This is a genomic window from Micromonospora deserti (assembly GCF_003236335.1).
Taxonomy (GTDB): Bacteria; Actinomycetota; Actinomycetes; order Mycobacteriales; family Micromonosporaceae; genus Micromonospora; species Micromonospora deserti.
On sequence record NZ_POUB01000104.1, the window covers coordinates 1 to 19,236 of the forward strand.

General features: G+C 74.0%; 23 protein-coding genes. 12 read left to right on the plus strand and 11 right to left on the minus strand.

All coding sequences use genetic code 11. From position 1 onward, the window contains the following. Window positions 1-43 precede the first annotated feature (43 nt). Window positions 44-691 carry a DivIVA domain-containing protein gene (locus C1I99_RS33990; protein ID WP_233512534.1) on the plus strand — a complete coding sequence of 216 codons (648 nt, stop codon included), beginning with the start codon at window positions 44-46 and terminating at the stop codon, window positions 689-691. Beyond that, a complete protein-coding gene (locus C1I99_RS16250; RefSeq protein WP_111135066.1) occupies window positions 688-1,185 on the plus strand; it encodes an SRPBCC family protein in 498 nt (165 codons plus the stop codon). The genes C1I99_RS33990 and C1I99_RS16250 overlap by 4 nt, the downstream gene beginning before the upstream one ends. Before the next feature lie 74 nt (window positions 1,186-1,259). Here the strand turns inward: C1I99_RS16250 and C1I99_RS16255 are convergent, their stop codons facing one another. Next, on the minus strand, window positions 1,260-2,147 hold the full coding sequence (locus C1I99_RS16255) for a sterol desaturase family protein (RefSeq protein ID WP_111135067.1): 888 nt from the start codon (window positions 2,145-2,147) through the stop codon (window positions 1,260-1,262). A gap of 131 nt (window positions 2,148-2,278) precedes the next feature. Here C1I99_RS16255 and C1I99_RS16260 point away from each other — a divergent pair, with 131 nt between their 5' ends. Both C1I99_RS16260 and C1I99_RS16265 read left to right on the plus strand, forming a co-directional pair. Further along, the gene (locus C1I99_RS16260) at window positions 2,279-2,860 is read left to right on the plus strand and encodes a DNA-3-methyladenine glycosylase I (protein WP_111135068.1); all 582 of its coding nucleotides are present in this window, start codon (window positions 2,279-2,281) and stop codon (window positions 2,858-2,860) included. A 13-nt stretch (window positions 2,861-2,873) separates the two neighbouring features. Further along, entirely contained in the window at window positions 2,874-3,494 is a 621-nt protein-coding gene (locus tag C1I99_RS16265; protein WP_111135085.1) for a hypothetical protein, read from the plus strand. Between the two features lie 6 nt (window positions 3,495-3,500). Here C1I99_RS16265 and C1I99_RS16270 read toward each other — a convergent pair whose 3' ends face one another. Both C1I99_RS16270 and C1I99_RS16275 read right to left on the minus strand, forming a co-directional pair. Further along, a complete protein-coding gene (locus tag C1I99_RS16270; protein ID WP_111135069.1) occupies window positions 3,501-4,292 on the minus strand; it encodes an enoyl-CoA hydratase/isomerase family protein in 792 nt (263 codons plus the stop codon). Between the two features lie 4 nt (window positions 4,293-4,296). Continuing rightward, entirely contained in the window at window positions 4,297-5,115 is an 819-nt protein-coding gene (locus tag C1I99_RS16275) for a PaaX family transcriptional regulator (RefSeq protein WP_111135070.1), read from the minus strand. Window positions 5,116-5,305: 190 nt separating this feature from the next. On the opposite strand from C1I99_RS16275, the gene C1I99_RS16280 reads away from it, so the two are divergent. Both C1I99_RS16280 and C1I99_RS16285 read left to right on the plus strand, forming a co-directional pair. Continuing rightward, window positions 5,306-5,473 (plus strand): DUF3117 domain-containing protein, encoded by a 168-nt coding sequence (locus tag C1I99_RS16280; RefSeq protein ID WP_007455245.1) that lies wholly within the window; start codon window positions 5,306-5,308, stop codon window positions 5,471-5,473. 134 nt (window positions 5,474-5,607) lie between these two features. Continuing rightward, window positions 5,608-7,074: a leucyl aminopeptidase family protein gene (locus tag C1I99_RS16285; RefSeq protein ID WP_111135071.1), complete on the plus strand. Its 1,467-nt coding sequence runs from the start codon at window positions 5,608-5,610 to the stop codon at window positions 7,072-7,074. A gap of 120 nt (window positions 7,075-7,194) precedes the next feature. On the opposite strand, the gene C1I99_RS16290 is transcribed toward C1I99_RS16285, so the two are convergent. Further along, window positions 7,195-7,782 carry an O-methyltransferase gene (locus C1I99_RS16290; RefSeq protein WP_111135072.1) on the minus strand — a complete coding sequence of 196 codons (588 nt, stop codon included), beginning with the start codon at window positions 7,780-7,782 and terminating at the stop codon, window positions 7,195-7,197. A 295-nt stretch (window positions 7,783-8,077) separates the two neighbouring features. Here C1I99_RS16290 and C1I99_RS16295 point away from each other — a divergent pair, with 295 nt between their 5' ends. Both C1I99_RS16295 and C1I99_RS16300 read left to right on the plus strand, forming a co-directional pair. Then, window positions 8,078-9,397 carry a S1C family serine protease gene (locus C1I99_RS16295; protein ID WP_111135073.1) on the plus strand — a complete coding sequence of 440 codons (1,320 nt, stop codon included), beginning with the start codon at window positions 8,078-8,080 and terminating at the stop codon, window positions 9,395-9,397. 76 nt (window positions 9,398-9,473) lie between these two features. Beyond that, complete coding sequence (locus C1I99_RS16300) at window positions 9,474-9,896, plus strand: twin-arginine translocase TatA/TatE family subunit (RefSeq protein ID WP_111135074.1); 423 nt, start codon at window positions 9,474-9,476, stop codon at window positions 9,894-9,896. 83 nt (window positions 9,897-9,979) lie between these two features. Here the strand turns inward: C1I99_RS16300 and C1I99_RS16305 are convergent, their stop codons facing one another. The 3 genes from C1I99_RS16305 to C1I99_RS16315 form a co-directional block, all read right to left on the minus strand. After that, window positions 9,980-11,128 carry an Mrp/NBP35 family ATP-binding protein gene (locus C1I99_RS16305; RefSeq protein ID WP_111135075.1) on the minus strand — a complete coding sequence of 383 codons (1,149 nt, stop codon included), beginning with the start codon at window positions 11,126-11,128 and terminating at the stop codon, window positions 9,980-9,982. Between the two features lie 191 nt (window positions 11,129-11,319). Then, the gene (locus tag C1I99_RS16310; protein WP_111135076.1) at window positions 11,320-11,901 is read right to left on the minus strand and encodes a DUF1003 domain-containing protein; all 582 of its coding nucleotides are present in this window, start codon (window positions 11,899-11,901) and stop codon (window positions 11,320-11,322) included. After that, window positions 11,894-13,180 carry a magnesium transporter MgtE N-terminal domain-containing protein gene (locus tag C1I99_RS16315; RefSeq protein WP_111135077.1) on the minus strand — a complete coding sequence of 429 codons (1,287 nt, stop codon included), beginning with the start codon at window positions 13,178-13,180 and terminating at the stop codon, window positions 11,894-11,896. Before C1I99_RS16315 ends, C1I99_RS16310 begins: the two co-directional genes overlap by 8 nt. A gap of 33 nt (window positions 13,181-13,213) precedes the next feature. Between C1I99_RS16315 and C1I99_RS16320 the strand changes: the two genes are divergently transcribed. Then, window positions 13,214-14,083 (plus strand): PhzF family phenazine biosynthesis protein, encoded by an 870-nt coding sequence (locus tag C1I99_RS16320; RefSeq protein WP_111135078.1) that lies wholly within the window; start codon window positions 13,214-13,216, stop codon window positions 14,081-14,083. 93 nt (window positions 14,084-14,176) lie between these two features. Beyond that, entirely contained in the window at window positions 14,177-14,641 is a 465-nt protein-coding gene (locus C1I99_RS16325) for a hypothetical protein (RefSeq protein ID WP_438941416.1), read from the plus strand. A 45-nt stretch (window positions 14,642-14,686) separates the two neighbouring features. On the opposite strand, the gene C1I99_RS16330 is transcribed toward C1I99_RS16325, so the two are convergent. Continuing rightward, the gene (locus tag C1I99_RS16330) at window positions 14,687-15,511 is read right to left on the minus strand and encodes an HAD family hydrolase (protein WP_111135080.1); all 825 of its coding nucleotides are present in this window, start codon (window positions 15,509-15,511) and stop codon (window positions 14,687-14,689) included. 90 nt (window positions 15,512-15,601) lie between these two features. On the opposite strand from C1I99_RS16330, the gene C1I99_RS16335 reads away from it, so the two are divergent. Further along, a complete protein-coding gene (locus C1I99_RS16335; protein WP_233512535.1) occupies window positions 15,602-15,967 on the plus strand; it encodes a hypothetical protein in 366 nt (121 codons plus the stop codon). Window positions 15,968-15,988: 21 nt separating this feature from the next. Here the strand turns inward: C1I99_RS16335 and C1I99_RS16340 are convergent, their stop codons facing one another. Together C1I99_RS16340 and C1I99_RS16345 are read right to left on the minus strand one after the other, a co-directional pair. Next, window positions 15,989-16,807, minus strand: a complete 819-nt coding sequence (locus C1I99_RS16340; protein ID WP_111135081.1) for a GNAT family N-acetyltransferase — start codon at window positions 16,805-16,807, stop codon at window positions 15,989-15,991. A gap of 40 nt (window positions 16,808-16,847) precedes the next feature. Further along, on the minus strand, window positions 16,848-17,672 hold the full coding sequence (locus C1I99_RS16345; protein WP_111135082.1) for an SDR family NAD(P)-dependent oxidoreductase: 825 nt from the start codon (window positions 17,670-17,672) through the stop codon (window positions 16,848-16,850). Window positions 17,673-17,798: 126 nt separating this feature from the next. On the opposite strand from C1I99_RS16345, the gene C1I99_RS16350 reads away from it, so the two are divergent. Continuing rightward, window positions 17,799-18,755 (plus strand): HpcH/HpaI aldolase/citrate lyase family protein, encoded by a 957-nt coding sequence (locus C1I99_RS16350; RefSeq protein WP_111135083.1) that lies wholly within the window; start codon window positions 17,799-17,801, stop codon window positions 18,753-18,755. A gap of 58 nt (window positions 18,756-18,813) precedes the next feature. Here C1I99_RS16350 and C1I99_RS16355 read toward each other — a convergent pair. Continuing rightward, window positions 18,814-19,236, minus strand: a 423-nt coding sequence (locus C1I99_RS16355; RefSeq protein WP_111135084.1) for a DUF4190 domain-containing protein, incomplete at its 5' end; no start/stop codon positions are given.

The window sequence follows — 19,236 nt, forward strand, 5'->3', positions numbered from 1 at the left end:
GGGTGGGGTCGCTCCAACCGGTTCGACATGCCACGATCTGTGCATGGGTCAGGTTCTGCTCCTGCTGGTCGTGGCATTGACCGTCGCTGCGGTGGTGTTCGGGGTGACGGTGCTGGTCACCGGCCGGGATCCCGGCCTGGCGCCGGCCGAGCCGGACGGGCGGGCGGTACCGCTGCCGGGCGCCCGCCCGCTGCGTGAGTCCGACGTGGGCGAGGTCCGGTTCGACACCGCGCTGCGCGGGTACCGGATGGCGCAGGTCGACCAGGCCATGCGGCGGGCGGCGTACGACATCGGCTACAAGTCCGAGCTGATCGGCGTACTGGAGGCGGAGGTCGCCGCGTTGCGTGAGGGGCGGACCGTGGACGCCGACGTGCTGCGCCGCGCCCGGGAGCGGGCGGCCGGGACGCAGGCCGAGCCGGCGGGGACGGCCGGCGACGCGGAGCCGTCCGTTATCGAACTCGGCCAGGTCGGGCGGCCAGCGGCCGGGCCGGCCCAGACGGCCGGCTCCACCGCCGACGACACCGGCGCGGAGCCCGTGGCCGGCGAGGACGACGCCGACACGCGGCCCACCGTCGACGAGGACGCCGGTGCGCCGCCGCGGACCGCCGGGAACGGCTCCACCGCCGACTCGACCACCCCGACCGGCGACGCCGGGCGGCACGGGCCGGTGGTCCGGTCGGAGTCCGCGTGACCGGGCCGGATGGCGCGGACGACCTGCGCGAGGCGGCGCAGCCCGGTGCCGGCGAGGTCACCGCCACGGTGATCGTGAACGCGCCCGCGGAGCGGGTCTTCGCCGCGCTGACCGCGTGGGAGCGACAGTCGGAGTGGATCCCGTTCACCACCGTCCGGGTGGTAGAGGGGGACGGCGGCGAGGGGAGCCTGGTCGAGGCGGTCACCACGCTCGGGCCGGCCGTGCTGCGCGACGAGATGCGGGTGGTCCGGGTGGACCCACCGTACGAGGTCGGTGTGGTGCACTGCGGCAGGTTGCTGCGCGGCCCGGGCGTGCTGCGCTGCACCCAGATGGAGCGGGACCGGACCCAGGTCGTCTGGCACGAGTGGTTCCACCTGCCGGGCGGCACGGCCGGCAGGGTGGCCTGGCCGGTCCTCTGGCCCGGCTCGAAGGTCGGCCTCACCCAGGCGCTGCGGAAGTTCGGCCGCCTGGTCGAGCAGGGCCGCCTGCCCTGACGCGTGCGGCGCGGTCTCGCGGGGGCGGGAAACGCCCGTGCGCCGCGGCTGGAGCTGGCCGGGCCGCTACCGGCTCAGGGAGTGGTGACTGGGGTCGGCTGCGCCGCGGGTGCGGTGACCGGCGCGGGCGGCGCGTCGGGCTGCCAGCCGGGCGAGCGGAACAGGTGCCCGGCCCGCTCCCGCCAGGTCGCCGCGGCCCGGACGTCTCGGGCGATCGAGACGTACTCGTGGAAGGCCACCCGCAGCGGGTTGTAGGTGTTGATGTTCTTGGTCAGGCCGTAGACGCAGCGTTCCCGCTCGGCGGCGAACGAGCCGAACACGCGGTCCCAGACGATCAGGATGCCGCCGAAGTTGCGGTCCAGGTAGCCGCCCTGCGAGGCGTGGTGCACCCGGTGGTGTGACGGGGTGTTGAAGACGAACTCGTACCAGCGGGGCAGCGTGTCGATCCGCTCGGTGTGGATCCAGAACTGGTAGAGCAGGTTGATCGAGCCGGCGAACGCGACCACGGCCGGGTGCACCCCGGCGAGGATCATCGGGATGTAGAAGATCCAGCTGGTCAGGCTGGTCCACGGCTGGCGCAGCGCGGTGGAGAGGTTGAACCGCTGCGACGAGTGGTGCACCACGTGCGCGGCCCAGAGGATGCGGACCACGTGGTGGCCACGGTGCGACCAGTAGTAGCAGAAGTCCTGGGCCAGCAGGATCAGCGGCCAGCTCCACCACACCTCAGCGACCCGCAGCGGGGTGAGCGTGTAGAGCAGCGCGTACGCGGCCGCGATCGGGACCTTCCACAGCAGGTCGGTGACGACGCTGCCCAATCCCATGGCCAGGCTGGTGGCGGTGTCCGCAGAGGCGTAGCCGACCTCGTCGTCGTCGCGGTGCAGCAGGTACGAGACCCGTTCCAGCACGATGAGCAGCAGGAAGGCCGGGATGGACCAGGCGATGACGTCCGGGAACTCCTTCATCTGGCCGCCTCCCGCGCTCGCCGGTGCGCTCACCGCCGGGAGCGGCACCTACCGATGGGTAACCAGCACCATAGGCAGCCGGACCCGCCCGAGGCAATGGGTGTGTCGGGGGAGTGGCCTAGCGTGTACGCGTGACCGACCTGGAGATCGGCGCCGACGGGCTGCCGCGCTGCGCCTGGGGGCAGAGCACCCCCGACTACGTCGCCTACCACGACACCGAGTGGGGCCGCCCGCTGCGCGGCGACGACGCGTTCTACGAGCGGATGACGCTGGAGGCGTTCCAGTCCGGTCTGTCCTGGCTGACCATCCTGCGCAAGCGCCCGGCGTTCCGGCTGGCGTTCGGCGGGTTCCGGATCGAGACCGTGGCCGGCTACGGCGAGGCGGACGTGGCCCGGCTGCTCGCCGATGCCGGCATCGTCCGTAACCGGGCCAAGATCGAGGCGGCGATCGCCAACGCCCGCGCCGCGCTCGAGCTGCCCGAGGGGCTCTCCGAGCTGCTCTGGTCCTTCGCGCCGCCACCCCGTACCGCCCGGCCGACCTCGTTCGCGCAGGTGCCCGCACTGACCCCGGAATCCACCGCGATGGCCAAGGCGCTCAAGAAGCGGGGCTTCCGGTTCGTCGGCCCGACCACGGCGTACGCGCTGATGCAGGCCACCGGAATGGTTGACGATCATCTCGCGGGCTGTCACGTCGTCACGCCGCGGGCGGCGTGATGGGATGGACCGCATGACGACCGACACCGCACACCGGGTGAACGGGGCGACCCGCGCCGACGGCACGGGCGCCTGGGCCGTGCTGCTGCCGGCCGGGCGGTTCGATGCCGAGCGGCTCGTCCACCACGACACGCTCGAACTGACCGGCCTGACCGACGCCCGGCCCCGGCCCGGCGACCAGGTGGCGGTGCTGGCCGACGACCCGCCCCGGCTGGTCGCGCTGGGCCGGGTCGCCGCGGCCACCGGCCAGCGCCGGGAAGACCCGGACGACCCGCAGTCCGAGCGGGCCGAGACGCCGCTCGTGGTGACGTACACCCGACGGGCCTTCGACGAGCCGGTGCCGGCCGACGCGCTGACGCTCGACGGGCCGGTCACCGCGCTCGACCCGGATGCCTTCCAGGAGCTGGCCGACCGGCTCGGGCCGCCGCCGCAGCGGCGCTCCTGGCTGGTCAGCCTCGACCTGCCGATCGAGGCCGACTCGCCGGCCGAGGCGGTCCGGCTGTTCTGGGCGTACGTGCAGGAGCTCGGCCCCCGCGAGCTGCCCGCCTTCGTCTCGCCCTCCGGTGACGAGCTGGCGATGCAGGCGTTCGTGCTCGGCACCGAGGCCAACCAGGATCCGGAGGAGGACGACTGACCGGGCTCAGTGCCCCTCGAAGACCGGCTTGCGCTTGTTGACGAAGGCGAAGGTGGCCGCGCGGTGGTCGGTGGTGACCCCGCAGATCGACTGGGCCTGCGCCTCGGCGGCCAGCGCGTCGGCGAGAGTCCCCGCGTCGGCGATGGAGAGCTGCCGCTTGATCGCCCCGTACGCGACGGTCGGGCCGGCGGCGAGCCGCGCGGCCAGCTCCTGGGCGGCCGGCAGCACCTGCTCGTCGTCGGTGACGAGGCGGTTGAGCAGCCCGAGCTGGCAGGCTTCCTCGGCGCGGACCGGCTCGGCCAGCATCAGCAGCTCGACCGCCTTGGCGTGGCCGACCAGCCGGGGCAGCGTCCAGGAGGCGCCGGTGTCGGCGGCGAGCCCCACCTTCGCGAACGCCATCAGGAAGCTGGTCGACGGCCCGCCGACGCGGATGTCGGCCAGGAAGGCCAGCGAGGCGCCGGCCCCCGCGGCCATGCCACGGACCGCGGCCACCACCGGCTTGGGGAGGTTGGCCAGCCCGGCGGCGATCGGGTTGTAGTGCGCCCGGACGGTGTCCAGCGGGTTGCCGGCGCTCGACTCCAGTGCCCGCACGTGCTCCCGCAGGTCCTGCCCGGCGCTGAACGACCCGCCCGCACCGGCCAGCACCACCGCCCGGCAGGACCGGTCGGTCTCCAGCTCGGCCAGGGTGTCCCGGAGCGCCTCCTTGAGCGCCACGTCGAGCGCGTTCATCGCCGTCGGGCGGTTCAGCGTCAGGGTGACGACGGCATCGGTGCGGTCGACGAGCAGCGGCTCGGTCACGGTGTCAACGGCCCTTCTGTCGGGTGCTGCGGTTGCCAGCGTCGAGGCACTGCTCGACGTACCGGTCGGCGGCCGGCCGCAGCCGGGCCGCGTGCCGGTCGAAGAAGCTGGCGGCGGCGGTGCCGGGCCAGCGCTCGGGAAGCAGCGCCGGCGGCAGCTGCGGGTCCCGGAACAGGAACGTACGCCACGCGTGCACCAGCCGGAACCGGGCGGCGTACGCCACCTCGTCGGGGCTGCGTACGGTCACCCCGGCGAGCAGGGGGCGCTGCTCGGCGACGAACCTCTCGTACGCCTGGCCGATCTCGGTCAGGTCCCAGGCCCGGCGCACCACGCCCATCGCGCCCGGGGTGCCGGCCGCGTGCGCGGCGGTGAACCGCTCGTAGCGCACACCCGCCTCGTCGAGGAGCACGTCCACGTCCTCCGCCGCGCGGGTGGCCACCCAGGTCTGCTCGTCGAGCGTGCCGTAGCCGAGGAAGCTCAGGTTGGCGGCGAGCCGCTGTCGCTCGCGCCGCGAGGTCGGGGCCTCCAGGACGAGCAGATCGAACCGTCCGTCCCAGGTGACCCGCCCGGTCCGGTAGATGCGGGCGGCCGCTTCGTCTAGTCGCCGGGCGGCTTTTGGTGTGATCGAATATCCCGGCCCGGACGCCAGCCGGAGCGGGTCGAGCCAGCCCTGGCGCACCATCCGGGAGACCGCCGTACGCACGGCGGGCGGGGCGATCCCGAGCGGCGCCAGCAGCTTGACCAGGGCGGCGACCGGCGCCCGGCCACCCCTCGGTCGGAGGTAGTCGCCGTACAGGTCGAAGAGTGCCGACCGTGCCTGCATGACCGCACATTGTGACAGGCATTTTCAAGATAAGCTAGATGCTGTTACATCAATGCTGCCTCGGTTTGGGTCCGGCGGTGTTCATCAGGGAAAATCGTTGGTCGACACCCCCGCATAGGTTGCGGGTGGTCGTGACGAAGTGGCTGTGGGGCAACCCACCGACCCTGGTTCAGGTCTGAGGGGAGACAACATGGCGGCGATGAAGCCGCGGACGGGCGACGGTCCGCTGGAAGTCACCAAGGAGGGCCGGGGCATCGTCATGCGGGTCCCGCTGGAGGGCGGTGGCCGGCTCGTCGTCGAGATGACTCCCGACGAGGCCAACGCGCTCGGTGACGCGCTGAAGGCGGCCGCCGGCTGACCGAGGAGAGGCCCGCGCGGCATCCGCCGCGAGGACGACCCGTCCACCCCTGAGCCACCGGCCCCGCCGGTGGCTCAGGGTCTTCATCTCCCGCGGAGCGTGCTCCGCGATCTTTCCTGGAGGTACGGCTCCGCGTGCTCGCGATCCGTCTGCTCGCCGAGCCGGACCGGCTCGACACCGTCGCCCAGCCCGTCCGGCCGGCCGAGGCCGACGACGCTCCGGCCGCGCCGGTGCCGACCGCCGTGGCGCTGCCCGACGGGGTGGCCGAGGAGGCCGCCGCGCTGGCCCCGGCCGCGCGGCTGACCGGTCGGGCCGGTGAGACGCGGATGCAGCTGCGCCCCGGGCGTACCCCCGGCCGGTTGCTGCTGCTCGGCGTCGGCGCGGGCGACGAGGCGGGCTGGCGGGTCGCCGGCGCGGCCCTGGCCCGGGCGGCGAAGGATGAGACGCATGTCACGGTGGCCCTGCCCGCCGAGGCGTCCCCGGCGGCGGCCCGCGGCCTCGTCGAGGGGCTGCTGCTCGCCAGCTACCGGTTCCGGCTGACCGACGCCGGCGACGCGCCCGCGCTGACCGGGGTGGACGTGCTGGTCGCCGACCCGGCCGGGTACACGTCGGCCGTCGAGGTGGCCCGGACGACCGCCCGGATGACCCGGCTCGCCCGCGACCTCACCAACACCCCGTCCTCGGTGAAGAACCCGGAATGGTTCGCCGGCCAGGTGGCCGCCGCCGTCGGGGACCGGCCGGACCTGCACCTGCGGGTACGCGGCCCGCAGGAGTTGGCGGCGGAGGGCTTCGGGGGCGTCCTCGCCGTCGGTAACGGCTCCGCCAACGGCCCCCGCCTGGTCGAGCTGGACTGGCGGCCGGCCGGCGCGCGGACCCACGTGGTGCTGGTGGGCAAGGGCATCACCTTCGACACCGGCGGCATCTCGGTGAAGCCGGTGCCGGCGATGAAGCTGATGCGCAAGGACATGGCCGGGGCGGCCGCCGTGGTGGCGGCCACCCTCGGCGCGGCGGCGCTGCGGCTGCCGGTGCGGGTCACCACGCTCGCGCCGCTGGCCGAGAACATGCTCAGCGGCTCGGCGTTCCGGCCCGGCGACGTCGTCCGCCACCACGGCGGGGTGACCAGCGAGACGACCAACTCCGACGCCGAGGGGCGGCTGGTCCTCGCCGACGCGATCTCCTACGCCGTCCAGCAGCTCGCGCCGGACCTGCTGGTCGACCTGGCCACGCTGACCGGCGCGAACGCGGTGGCGCTCGGCAAGCGCACGGCCGCGCTCTACAGCGAGAACGACCGGCTCGCCGCCGAGGTGCTGGCCGCCGTCGACGCGGCCGGCGAGGCCGCCTGGCGGATGCCGCTTCCCGCCGACTACGTCGAGCACCTCGGCAGCGAACTGGCCGACCTGCACAGCTCGCCGGACCGGGGCGCCGGCTCCGTCATGGCCGCCCTCTTCCTGCGCGAGTTCACCGGCGACCTGCGGGACCGCTGGCTGCACATCGACATGTCCGCGCCGTCCTGGGCCGAAGGTGACGACGCCGAGCTGACCAGGGGCGCCACCGGCTGGGGCGTACGGTCGATGCTGCGCTGGCTGGCCACGCTGGCCTGAGCGCCGGGCGGCGTCCGCCCGGTGGGCCGCGCGGTCACACCGGCGGGCTTGCGACGCCGGATTTCCGCGGGTCGCGTGGTCACCCGTGGCCCGGCCGGGCGGGCGGTGACCGGCGGCAGGTCAGCACTTCACCGCCGCGAGCAGCCCGTGACCGACCGGGAGCAGCGCGGGGACCCAGTGCTCGGACTCCCGGATCGCCTTGAGCGTCTCACGGATCGTCACTGTCTCCGCGTCCCGCGCGGCCGGGTCGCCGATCCGCCCGCCCGCGAGGGTGCCGTTGAGCGCGAGCACGCCCCCGGGGCGCAGCAGCCGCAGCGCGGCGTCCACGCAGGCCGCGAAGCCGGTCGCCTCCGCGTCGACGAAGACCAGGTCGTACGCGCCGTCCGCGAGCCGGGGGAGCACGTCCAGCGCCCGGCCGGTGATGATCCGGGTGCGGCCGGCGGCGAAGCCCGCCTCGGCGAAGATCCGCCGGGCGATCCGCTGGTGCTCCACCTCCACGTCGATGGTGGTGAGTACCCCGTCCGCGCGCATGCCGCGCAGCAGCCACACCCCGCTGACCCCGGTGCCGGTGCCGATCTCCACCACCGCCCGGGCGTTGCCGGCGGCGGCGAGCAGGCGCAGCGCCGCGCCCGCCCCCGGGGTCACCGCGTCGAGGCCGACCTCGCGGGCGAGGCTGCGGGCGGTCCGCAGCACGAGATCCTCGGTCACGTACGACTCGGCGAACTGTAGCGCCTGGGTCGTGGACGTGCCGGAACCGGCGACCGTGGCGATGGGACACCTCCGGGCGGCGAGAAGGGTGCGGGTCGGGTTTGCACTGTGAGCCTAGAGGCGGCGTCGAGCGGGCGCAGCCGCGCGTCCGCCCCGACGATCACGGGCGGCAACCGCTGACTCCACGTGCGGCATCCGTGTAATCCTGGAAGCGGTATCCCGTCGATCGCGGCCGGGCGGGCCCGTCCCTCCGGTCGTGGGGAGCGGGGTCCGGGGACGGAGTGGGAGGCACGACGTGACCGACGGCTGGGACTGGCGCCAGCCCGGGGGTAGTCCGGCACCGGCGCGACCGCCGGGGCCCGGGTACCCGCCGGTAGGGTCGCCGACGGCGCAGCCGGGCGCCGTGGGCGGCACGACATCACCCTGGTGGTCCGACGCGCTCGCCGACCCGTGGCGCGACCCGGCGGCCCCGTCCGCCGTGGTGGTGCCGGCCCCGCCGGGTCCCCGCACCGAGCCGGAACCGGTCAGCGACCCGGACGCGCCGGGCCGCTCGACGCTGCGGCAGCTGCTGCTCATCCCGCTGATCACCGCGCTGCTCGCCGGTTCGCTCGGCGGTGCGCTGGGGTACGCCTTCGCGGTGCGCGGCGGCGCCGGGGCCGGCACGGTGCTCGGCGCCGACCCGCAGGCGCCCGGCCTGGCCCAGCGCCGGCCGGAGTCGCTGGCCGGGGTCGCCAAGCGGGTGCTGCCCAGCGTGGTGACCGTCCGGGTGGCCAGCCTCGGCGGGACGAGCGAGGGGTCCGGCTTCATCGCCAGCGCCGACGGTCACGTGATCACCAATGACCACGTGGTGGCCGGGGCGACCGGCAAGGCGTCGGTGATCTTCAACGACGGCAGCTCGGCGCCGGCCACCATCATCGGACAGGACCCGGAGTCCGACATCGCGGTCATCAAGGTGTCCCGCACCGGCCTGCGCCCGGTGGAGTTCGGCGACTCCGACGCGTTGGCGGTGGGCGACCCGGTACTCGCCATCGGCTCGCCGCTCTCGCTGGCCAACACGGTCACCGCCGGCATCGTCAGTGCCCTCGACCGCACCATGCAGGCCGGCGAGCCGGGCGGCCCGGTGCGGTACTACGCGGCGATCCAGACCGACGCGGCGGTCAACCACGGCAACTCGGGCGGTCCGCTGGTGGACGGCGCGGGCCGGGTGATCGGGGTCAACTCGACCATCAAGTCGCTGGTCGCCGACGGGCAGGAGGCCGGCAACATCGGTCTCGCCTTCGCCATCCCGATCAACCAGGCCAAGCGGGTGACCCAGGACATCATCGGCACCGGCAAGGCCCGGCGTACCGTGATCGGCGCCCAGGTGGGCGGTCCGGGCGCGGGCAGCGGCGGCGGGGTACGCCTGGCGGCGGTGGAGCCGTCCGGGCCGGCGGCCGGCGCCGGGCTGAAGGCCGGCGACGTCATCCTGAAGCTGAACGGGCGGCCGATGACCGAGCCGATCGACCTGATCGCCCTGGTCCGCAAGTTCGCGCCCGGTTCGGTGGTGACCGTCGAGTACCGCCGCGGCACCACCCGGCAGAACGCCTCCGTGACGCTGGCCGCCGATGCCAAGTGACGACCGGGTCACCCCCTCCCCGGTCCGCCTCCGACGTGCGTAGTCTTGCTGCTGACGCCGAGAGGAGGCCCGCGCAGTGTTCGAGAACCTGAACTGGTGGGAGATCGGTGGGCTGCTGCTCCTGGCGCTGCTGATCTTCGGTGACCGGCTGCCCGCGGTGATCAGCGACGGCCTGCGCATGGTCCGCAACCTGCGCAACATGGCCCGCAACGCCACCAGCGACCTGAGCCGGGAGCTGGGCACCGACATCCAGCTTGAGGATCTGCACCCGAAGGCGTTCATCCGTAAGCACCTGCTCAGCGAGGAGGACGAGCAGGCGATCCGGAAGCCGTTGCAGGGCGTCTACGACAACCTGCGCGCGGACGTCACCGGCGTGCACAACGAGCTGAAGGACGTGGCCGGCGCGGCCGACCTGCGCACGAGCACCGCCCGTCCGGGCACCGCCACCGGCGGTGCCCCGGCCCCCGCCCCCCGCGCCAGCTACGACGACGCCACCTGACCGCCGCCCGCGTGTGGCTGGCTGGCTGGCCGCCGGGGTCGCGATCGGTGGTGCGGCCAGCGGCCGGGCGTGCCGGCCTACCGTCAGCGGCCGGCGGGCTTGAGGCCGAGCGGCTTGCCGAGCAGCGACTCCCGCCGCAGCGCGAGCCGGTCGGCGACCTGACCGAGCGCCGTGGCGGCCGGCGACTCCGGCTCGGCGAGCACGATCGGGCGGCCCTCGTCACCGGCCTCGCGGACCCGGGTGTCGAGCGGGATCTGGCCGAGCAGCGGCACCTGGGCGCCGATGGTCCGGGTCAGCGACTCGGCGACGGCCGCGCCGCCGCCGGAGCCGAAGATCTCCATCCGGGAGCCGTCCGGCAGCTCCAGCCAGGACATGTTCTCGATGACGCCGACCACTCGCTGGTGGGTCTGCAGGGCGATCGCCCCGGCCCGCTCCGCCACCTCGGCGGCGGCGGCCTGCGGGGTGGTGACCACCAGGATCTCCGAGTTGGGCAGCAGCTGGGCCAGCGAGATGGCCACGTCGCCGGTGCCCGGGGGCAGGTCGAGCAGGAGCACGTCCAGGTCGCCCCAGTAGACGTCGGCGAGGAACTGCTGCAGCGCCCGGTGCAGCATCGGGCCGCGCCACACCACGGCGGCGTTGCCGGCGGTGAACATGCCGATGGAGATCACCTTCACGCCGTGCGACTGCGGCGGCATGATCATGTCTTCGACCCGGGTCGGGCGGCCGTCGGCGCCGAGCATCCGGGGCACCGAGTGGCCGTAGATGTCCGCGTCGACCACGCCGACGGAGAGGCCGCGGGCGGCCAGCGCCGCGGCCAGGTTCACCGTCACGCTGGACTTGCCGACGCCGCCCTTGCCGCTGGCGACCGCGTACACGCGGGTACGGGAGCCGGGCTGGGCGAACGGGATGACCGGCTCCTCGGTGGCGCCGCCGCCGCGCAGCTTCGCCTGCAGCTCCTGGCGCTGCTCGGGGCTCATCACGCCGAACTCGATCTCGACACCGGTGACCCCGGGCACCGCGCCGACGGCGGCGGTGATGTCGGCGCGCAGCTTGTCCTTCAGCGGGCAGCCGGCCACGGTGAGCAGCAGCTCGACCCGGACCACGCCGTCGTCGCCGACCTCGGCGGAGCGGACCATGCCCAGCTCGGTGATGGGCCGGCGGATCTCCGGGTCGTTGACGGTGGCCAGGGCGGCCTGGATCGCGTCGGAGACGGTGCTGACGGGTGCTGACATGCCCGCAATGCTACGTCGGCCGTGGTCCCTCATCGTGGGCAGCGGGGTTGGTGTGAGCGAATCGATGGCGACGGTGAGGGCTGGACGGCGTACCACGCGAAGTGGGACGATCGAGGCGAACGCCGCTCGCCCGGCCCCTTGGGGCAAGCGGCGTTCACGGCTGCTCAGGCGTCCGGGCGGCCGTGGTGGGATCAGTCCCCGTCCAGCTCGTCCCGGGGCTCGTCGAGCCCCTCGCCGCCCCCGGTGCGCTGCGTGACTCGCTCCTGCTGCCGGCGCTCCAGACGCTGCCGGCGCTGCCCCGCCTCGTCCAACTCCTCGGCCAGCCGGGCCAGCTCCGAACGGAGGAAGTCCCGGGTCGCCACCTCACCGATCGCGTTGCGCAGCGCGGCGATCTCCCGGGCCAGGTACTCGGTGTCGGCCTTCTGCATCCCCGCCCGGCGGCGGTCCTCCTCCATCGTCAACCGGTCCCGGTCGGCCTGCCGGTTCTGCGCCAGCAGGATCAGCGGGGCGGCGTAGCTGGCCTGCAACGACAGCACCAGGGTCAGGAACGTGAAGGTGTACGGGTCGAAGCGCAGGTGCGCCGGGGCTAGCGTGTTCCAGGCGAACCAGCTCGTGATCACCACCGTCATGTAGACGATGAAGTGGGCGGTGCCCATCCCCCGGGCGATCGCCTCGGACCACCGGCCGAAAGCCTCCGGGTCGAACCGGGGCAGCCTGACACCCCGGGACTCGCGCGGCTGGTCCAGCCGCTCCGCCCGCCGTCGCTCAACCATCGGCGCCGCCCAGCGCCGGCTCGACGGGGGCGGGGCCCAGCGTGGTGTCCCGGTCCCGCCAGTCCCGCGGCAGCAGGTGGTCCAGCACGTCGTCCACGGTGACGGCGCCCACCAGGCGGTTGTTGCGGTCGATCACCGGCATGGCGACCAGGTCGTACGTGGCCATCCGCCGGGTGATCTCGGGCAGCGGGGTGGTCGGCCGCAGCGGGTCGATGTCGTTCACCACCACCCCGCCGAGCAACTCGGCCGGGGGCTCGCGGAGCAGCCGCTGGAAGTGCACCATGCCGAGGTAGCGGCCGGTCGGCGTGGTCATCGGCGCCCGGGTCACGAAGACCTGGGTGGCGATCGCCGGGGACAGCTGGGGCTCCCGGATCCGGGCGAGGGCCTCGGCGACGGTCGCGTCCGGCGGCAGGATCACCGGCTCCGAGGTCATCACGCCGCCCGCCGTGCCCGGCGTGTACTTGAGCAGTTGGCGCACCGGGTCGGCCTCGTCCGGGTTCATCAGGTCGAGCAGCACGTCCTGCTCCGGCGGGGGCAGCTCGCCCAGCAGGTCGGCGGCGTCGTCCGGGTCCATCGCCTCCAACACGTCGGCGGCCCGCTCCCGGTCCAGCGCGGCCAGGATCTCCACTTGGTCGTGCTCCGGCAGCTCGCTCAGCACGTCCGCGAGGCGCTCGTCGTCCAACGCCGCGGCGACCTCGTTACGCCGGGCGTCGGGGAGGTCCTGCAGGGCGTTGGCCAGGTCGGCCGGGCGCATGTCCTCCAGGACGGCGAGCAGGTTGGCCGTGCCCCGGTTGTCGGCGATGCCACTGAGCCCGCGGACCCGGTCCCACTCCACCTGGTGCAGGTGACCGCGCCGGGCCAGCCGTCCGGTCTGCTCGCGTACCGCCACCCGGGTCAGCCCCCACTCGCCGCCCCGGCTGCACTCCATCGCCACGTCGACCACCGTGCCCGGCTGGCCGCCGGGGTCGATCTGCACCCGCCGGTCCAGCAGCTCCTGGAGCACCAGCAGCTCGTTCGGTCGTTTCTCGAAACGCCGCAGGTTGAGCGTGCCGGTGCCGAGCACCACCGCGTCGGCGTCGATGGAGGTGATCCGGTTGATGGACAGGAAGATTCGCCGCCGCATGGGCATCTCGGCGACCAGGCCGACCACTTCCGGCGGGCGCTGGGTCGGCCGCAGCCGGGCCACCGCGTCGCGAACCCGGCCCACCTGGTCACCGTTGGGGTCGAAGACGGTGACTCCGGCGAGACGGGCGATGTAGACCCGGGTCGGCGTGCTCACGGGCACCAGCCTAAGCGCCTAGTGTTTATCAACATGTCGACCTTGGCCTACGAGATCGTGGACGTCTTCACCGACCGCCCGTTCGCCGGCAACCCGCTGGCGGTGGTGTTCGGCGCCGAAGGGCTGGCCACCGAGCAGATGCAGGCGCTCGCGCTGGAGTTCAACCTGTCCGAGACGGTGTTCGTGCTTCCGCCCACCCAGGTCGGCGCCACCTACCGGGCCCGGATCTTCACCCCGGCCGAGGAACTGCCGTTCGCCGGGCACCCGAGCGTCGGCGCGGCGGTCACCGCCAGCCGCCGGGGCATGTTCGGGCCGGGGCAGGTCACCCAGGAGTGCGGTGCGGGAGTGCTCCCGGTCGAGGTGACCGCGACCGGGGCGACGCTGACCGGTGGTATGCCCACTCTCGGACCCGAGTTGGACCCGGAGCCGCTGCTGGAGATGGCCGGGCTCACCGCCGAGGACCATGTCGGCCCCGCACCCCGGGTGGCCGGCTGTGGGCTGGAGTTCCCGTACCTGCCGGTGCGTCCGGACGCGGTGGCCCGCGCCCAGGTGAACGCGGCGGCGGCACGGCGGTACGGGGTGGAGCACGTCAGCGTCTTCTCCTGGGACGCCGCCGCGCAAACCGCGCACGCCCGGGTCTTCGTGCCGGGGCTCGGCGTACCGGAGGACCCGGCCACCGGCTCGGCCGCGCTGGGGCTAGGGGTGTGGCTGGTGGCCAGCGGCCTGCTGCCCGGCGACGGGCGGTCGGAGTACGCGGTCCGCCAGGGTCTGGAGATTAACCGTCCGTCCTGGCTGGCCTGCACGGTGACGGCGGCCGGCGGCCAGGTCGTGGGCGCCACCGTGTCCGGCCAGGTCATGCCGGTGGCCCGAGGCGAGATCATGGTCCCGCCGTTCGTCGGCTGACGGGCGGCGGCGCTGACGGGAGCGGGACGGGTAGGGGAGGATGCCGGGGTGACCGATGCGGACGGGGTCAGCACACCGCTGGCCGACGAGGCGATGAAGAAGGCCGCCGTGGCCTGGGTGAGCGTGTCCGGCGGCCCGGCGCTGGCGCTCTGGTGCATGCCGCTGGAGGGCGGCCTCTTCGTGGTCAGCGGCCCGGGCGAGCAGTCCGCGCCGGGGCTGGCCGAGGCGGCCGAGGCGCAGGTCACCCTCCGTGGTGACCACGGCGGCCGGATCGTCACCTGGCCGGCCCGGGTCACCCGGGTGACGCCGGGCACCGAACACTGGGACAGGGTGGCGCCGCTGGTCGCGGCCAAGCGGCTGAACGCGCCCGGTCCCACGGCCGAACTGGTGCGACGCTGGGCGGCCGACGGCTGCGCGTTGACCCGGCTCGCCCCGGCGGGGGAGCCGCTCTCCGGTGCCGGGCTGCCCACCGGCTCGCTGGCCGAGACGCCCCGGCAGGCGCCGGTGGTCCGCGTCACCCGCAAACCGTTCCGGCTGCACCGGGTCCGGCGGCGTTGAGACGGGAACCCGGACCGCCGGTCGGGGCGGGCGGTGCGCCGGCGGTCAGGGTGTGCCGGCCGCCAGGGCAGTGACCGCCGTCAGGCCCGCGCCCACCGGCACCGCCGCCCCCACCGGCACCGCCCGGCCGGCCGGGGCCCGGACATCCGTCGGCGCCGCCCGGCCGATCGGCGCCCGTGCTTCCGGCGACCGGTCGACCAGGTCGATCACCTCGGTCAGCACGCTCAGGACCGGGCCGCGCCAGGCGTCGTCGACGTTGAACACCATGTGCTCGGCGAGATCCGGGGCGGCCAGCCGCACCGCGGTCATTCCGGCCCGCTCCGCCCCGGTCAGTTCCTGGCTGCCACCGTCGCCGACGTAGAGGCAGTCCTGGGGTGCCAGCCCCAGCCGGCGGCACGCCGTCAGGTAGAGCGCCCGGTCTGGCTTGCAGCGCCCGACCTGCACCGAGAAGACCCGGACGTCGAGCAGCGGGGCGATCGCCAGCTGCGGCAGGAACGCCGGCAGCTCGTGCGTGCAGTCGCTGATCACGCCCGTACGCAGGCCGCGTCGGCGCAGCGTGGCCAGCGTCGCCACCGCGTCGTCCCGTAGCCAGGTGTCCGCGCGTACCGCCCGGTGGCGGGAGGCGACCGCCGAGCGGACCGCGTCGTCGGAGGGGTAGACGCCGGCCTGCTCGCAGACCCAGCGCAGGGTCGCCTCCGCGGTGCCGAGGCGCCCGCTGGCGCGCTGGTAGAAGGTGCGGTCCAGCACCTCGATCAGCCGGTCGGGCGGGCAGCCGAGCAGCTCGGCGGTCGACCGGTGGGCCGCGCCGCGTTGCACGCAGCGAGTCAGCGTGCCGAAGAAGTCGAACAGCACCGCCTGGTACGTGGGCATGGGAGTGCGCCTCCGGGCGGTCGAGGGGGGTCACCGGCGAACCCGCGTGATCGTAACCGAGTGCTGACGGTCCGTGGTGACCGGTGTCGTGTGAAGATTGCTCTCCGTGCCCTCTGCTCCGCACCGGCCGCCGCTCGACCCGCTGACCACCGGGGCGCGCCTGAGGAGCAGGAGGCGGACCGGTTCCGGGAGCAGTGGCGGGCCTGGGGCGACCACCTGCGGCTGGAGACGATCGTCTCGCCATATCGGGCGGTGATCGGGCCGCTGGCGCACTACCTGGAGGCGCTGCACGCCTCCCGGGCCGACCTGATGCTGACCGTGATCGTGCCCGAGGTGGTGGTCCGCCGACGGTGGCACCGGCCGCTGCACAGCCGGACCGAGCAGCGGCTGCGCGCCGCGCTGCGCCCGCTGCCGGGGGTGGTGGTCACCAGCGTCTCGGTGCACCTGAGCGAATGACCGGCGGCCCGGCGACCGGGGTCACACCTCGTGCACCTCCAGCACCCGCCCAGTCGGGGCGGCGTCGCCGAGGGCGTCGCGCAGCGCGGCGCGCTCCGGATCGGCCAGGAACGCCTCCCAGCCGTCCCGGGAGGCGAACCGGAGCAGGTGTACCTCGGTGCGCCCGTCGCCGGTGCGCAGCCGTCGTTCCAGCCGGCCCCCGTGCCGGCCGAGCAGGCTCAGCACGGCGTCCTCGTACCGCTGGCCGGCCTCCACCGCGCCGGCGGCCAACTCGACCAGCGCGACCACCCGCAGCGTGGCCGCCGGGTCGGTGACCAGCGACTTCCAGAAGTGGTGGTCGACGTGGCCGCCCGGGATGCCGTCCCGCAGCCCGGTGTCGAGATAGCCGTGCCGGCGGTAGAACTCCGGCGCCTGGAACGAGAACGACGAGACGGACATCTCGGTGCAGCCGCGCCGGCGGGCCTCCTCCTCGGCGGCCCGCAGCAGCCGGCCGCCCCAGCCCTCGGCCCGGCGGTCCGCGCGCACCCAGACCATGTTGATGCCGGCCCGGCCGCCCCAGCTCCACCCGCTCAGCCCGGCGACCAGCTCACCGTCGGCGCCGGTGACGCGGACGGAGAGGTCCGCCTCGTCGTCGGCACCGGTCGCCCGGTTGTTGAACGCGGTCAGCTCGGCGCCGAGCCGGGCCTCCAGGTCGCTGTCCGTCCCGAGCACCCGCAGCGTGTCGCCCGCCGCCTCCCCGGGCCGGTCGCGACCGGAGGTCGCGTCGTCGCCGGCGCGCCGGGCGGTCGGCCCGTGGTCGGCCTCCGGACCGGTCCGCGCGGTGTCGTTGCCAGTGGTCATGGGGCCGAGTATGGCAGTGCCCCGTTCCCCGACGACCCCGCTATTCCTCGAGCCCGACCGCGTGGGCGCTGGCCGTCCAGAGCCGGGCCGCCAGCAGGGGGTCGGCCGCCTTGCGCAGCGGCCGGCGCAGCCGCCGGTCGTGGTAGTAGCCGCCGGTCACCAGCCGGGCCTGGTCCTGGTTGGCCAGCCAGACCAGGGTCTCCGCGCCCTTCTCCGGGCTGCGGAACGGCAGGAGCCGCATGCCCAGGGCGACCAGGCGGCTGTCTGTGCCGAACCTGGTGCGCACCACTCCCGGGTGGAAGCAGTACGCGGGGATCTCCGGCCAGCGCCGGACCGCCTCGGCGGTGAAGAGGATGTTCGCCTGCTTGCTGGTGCCGTACGCGTTGATCGGCCGGTAGCGGCGCAGCGGAGCGTTCAGGTCGTCGGGGTCGAGCGTGCCGCTGCGGTGCGCGCCGGAGGCGGTGACCACCATCCGGCCGATCCGGTCCCGCAGCAGGTTGCTCAGCAGGAACGGCGCCAGGTGGTTCGCCTGGATGGACAGCTCGAAGCCGTCGACCGTGGTCAGCGGCTGGAGCACGATCGCGCCGGCGTTGTTGGCCAGCACGTCGATCCGGTCGTACGCGGCCCGAAGCTTCCCGGCCAGCCGGCGTACGTCGTCGAGCACCGCGAAGTCGGCCCGGAACACCTCGGGTCGCTCGCCGGCCGCCTCCCGCACCTGTTCGGCCGCGGCCTGTAGCCGGGCCGGGTCCCGGCCGACGAGGACCACCTGGTCGCCGCGGCACGCCAGGTCGACCGCGGCGGCGAGGCCGATGCCGGAGCTGGCCCCGGTCACCACCACGAGCCGGCGCCCAGTGAGATCTTCCACAGGTCCATTCACCCCGGTCACGGCACGAGGTTACCGTGGCGTCACAACGCCCTTTGGGATCGTTAAGTTCTCGATTCTTCGTCAGCTGGCGTCGGCGTGCCGCCGGACGCTGGAAGGAGCGCATCCATGGCCGCAGTCGGTCGCCCCCGCCGGTCCTGCCTCGCGGTACCCGGTTCCAGTGTCAAGATGCTCGGCAAGGCCCAGGGCCTCCCCGCTGACCAGGTCTTCCTCGACCTGGAGGACGCGGTCGCCCCGCTGGCCAAGCCGGATGCCCGGAAGAACATCGTGGCGGCGCTCAACGAGGGCGACTGGGCCGGCAAGACCCGGGTGGTCCGGGTCAACGACCTGACCACCCCGTGGACCTACCGCGACGTCATCGACGTGGTGGAGGGGGCAGGCGCCAACCTCGACTGCATCATGCTGCCCAAGGTGCAGAACGCCGCCCAGGTGCAGTGGCTGGACATGACGCTGGCCCAGTTGGAGAAGACGCTCGGCCTGGAGGTCGGCCGGATCGGCATCGAGGCGCAGATCGAGAACGCGGCGGGCCTGGTCAACGTCGACGCGATCGCCGCCGCCTCGCCGCGGGTCGAGACGATCATCTTCGGCCCGGCCGACTTCATGGCCTCGATCAACATGAAGTCCTTGGTCGTCGGCGCGCTGATCCCCGACTACCCGGGCGACCCGTACCACTACATCCTGATGCGCATCCTGATGGCTGCCCGGATGCACGACAAGCAGGCCATCGACGGCCCGTTCCTGCAGGTCCGGGACGTGGACGCGTTCCGCGAGGTGGCCAAGCGATCGGCGGCGCTTGGCTTCGATGGCAAGTGGGTGCTGCACCCGGGCCAGATCGACGCCGCCAACGAGGTCTACTCGCCGGCCCAGGCCGACTACGACCACGCCGAGCTGATCCTCGACGCGTACGAGCACTACACCTCGGAGGCCGGCGGCAAGCTCGGCGCGGTGATGCTCGGCGACGAGATGATCGACGAGGCGTCCCGCAAGATGGCGCTGGTGATCGCGGCCAAGGGCCGGGCGGCGGGGATGACCCGCACCTCCAGCTTCACCCCGCCGTCGGAGTGACCCGCGGTACCCGTGTCACCGTGCCGCCCCGGCCCCGCCGGGGCGGCACGGTGCGCTCTCAGTAGCTGCTGCTGGTGCTGCTGCTCTCGGCCGCTGCGATGGCGAAGATGAACAGGCCGACGTAGAACAGGATCAGCAGGACGAGCAGGCCGGTGAGGATCCAGCCGATGATGATGGCGGCCTTCGCCATGCCCTCACCGCTCTCGCCGGTCTGCCGGATCTGCTTGGTCGCCACGTGCCCGAGGATCGCCCCGACCGGCGCGGTGATGCAGGAGGCGAAGCCCACCAGGGACAGCACCAGGGCCACGATCGCCATGGTGTTGGTCTGGCGCGCCGGCGGGTAGCCGTAGCCGGGGTAGGCGGGCGGCGGGTAGCCGGGCACCGCGTACGGGTCGGCGGACGGCGGGCCGGCCGGCTGCGTGATCCCGGCGTACGGGTCCGCGGGCGGGTACGGGTCGGCGCCGGTGGGTTGGGTGGGGAT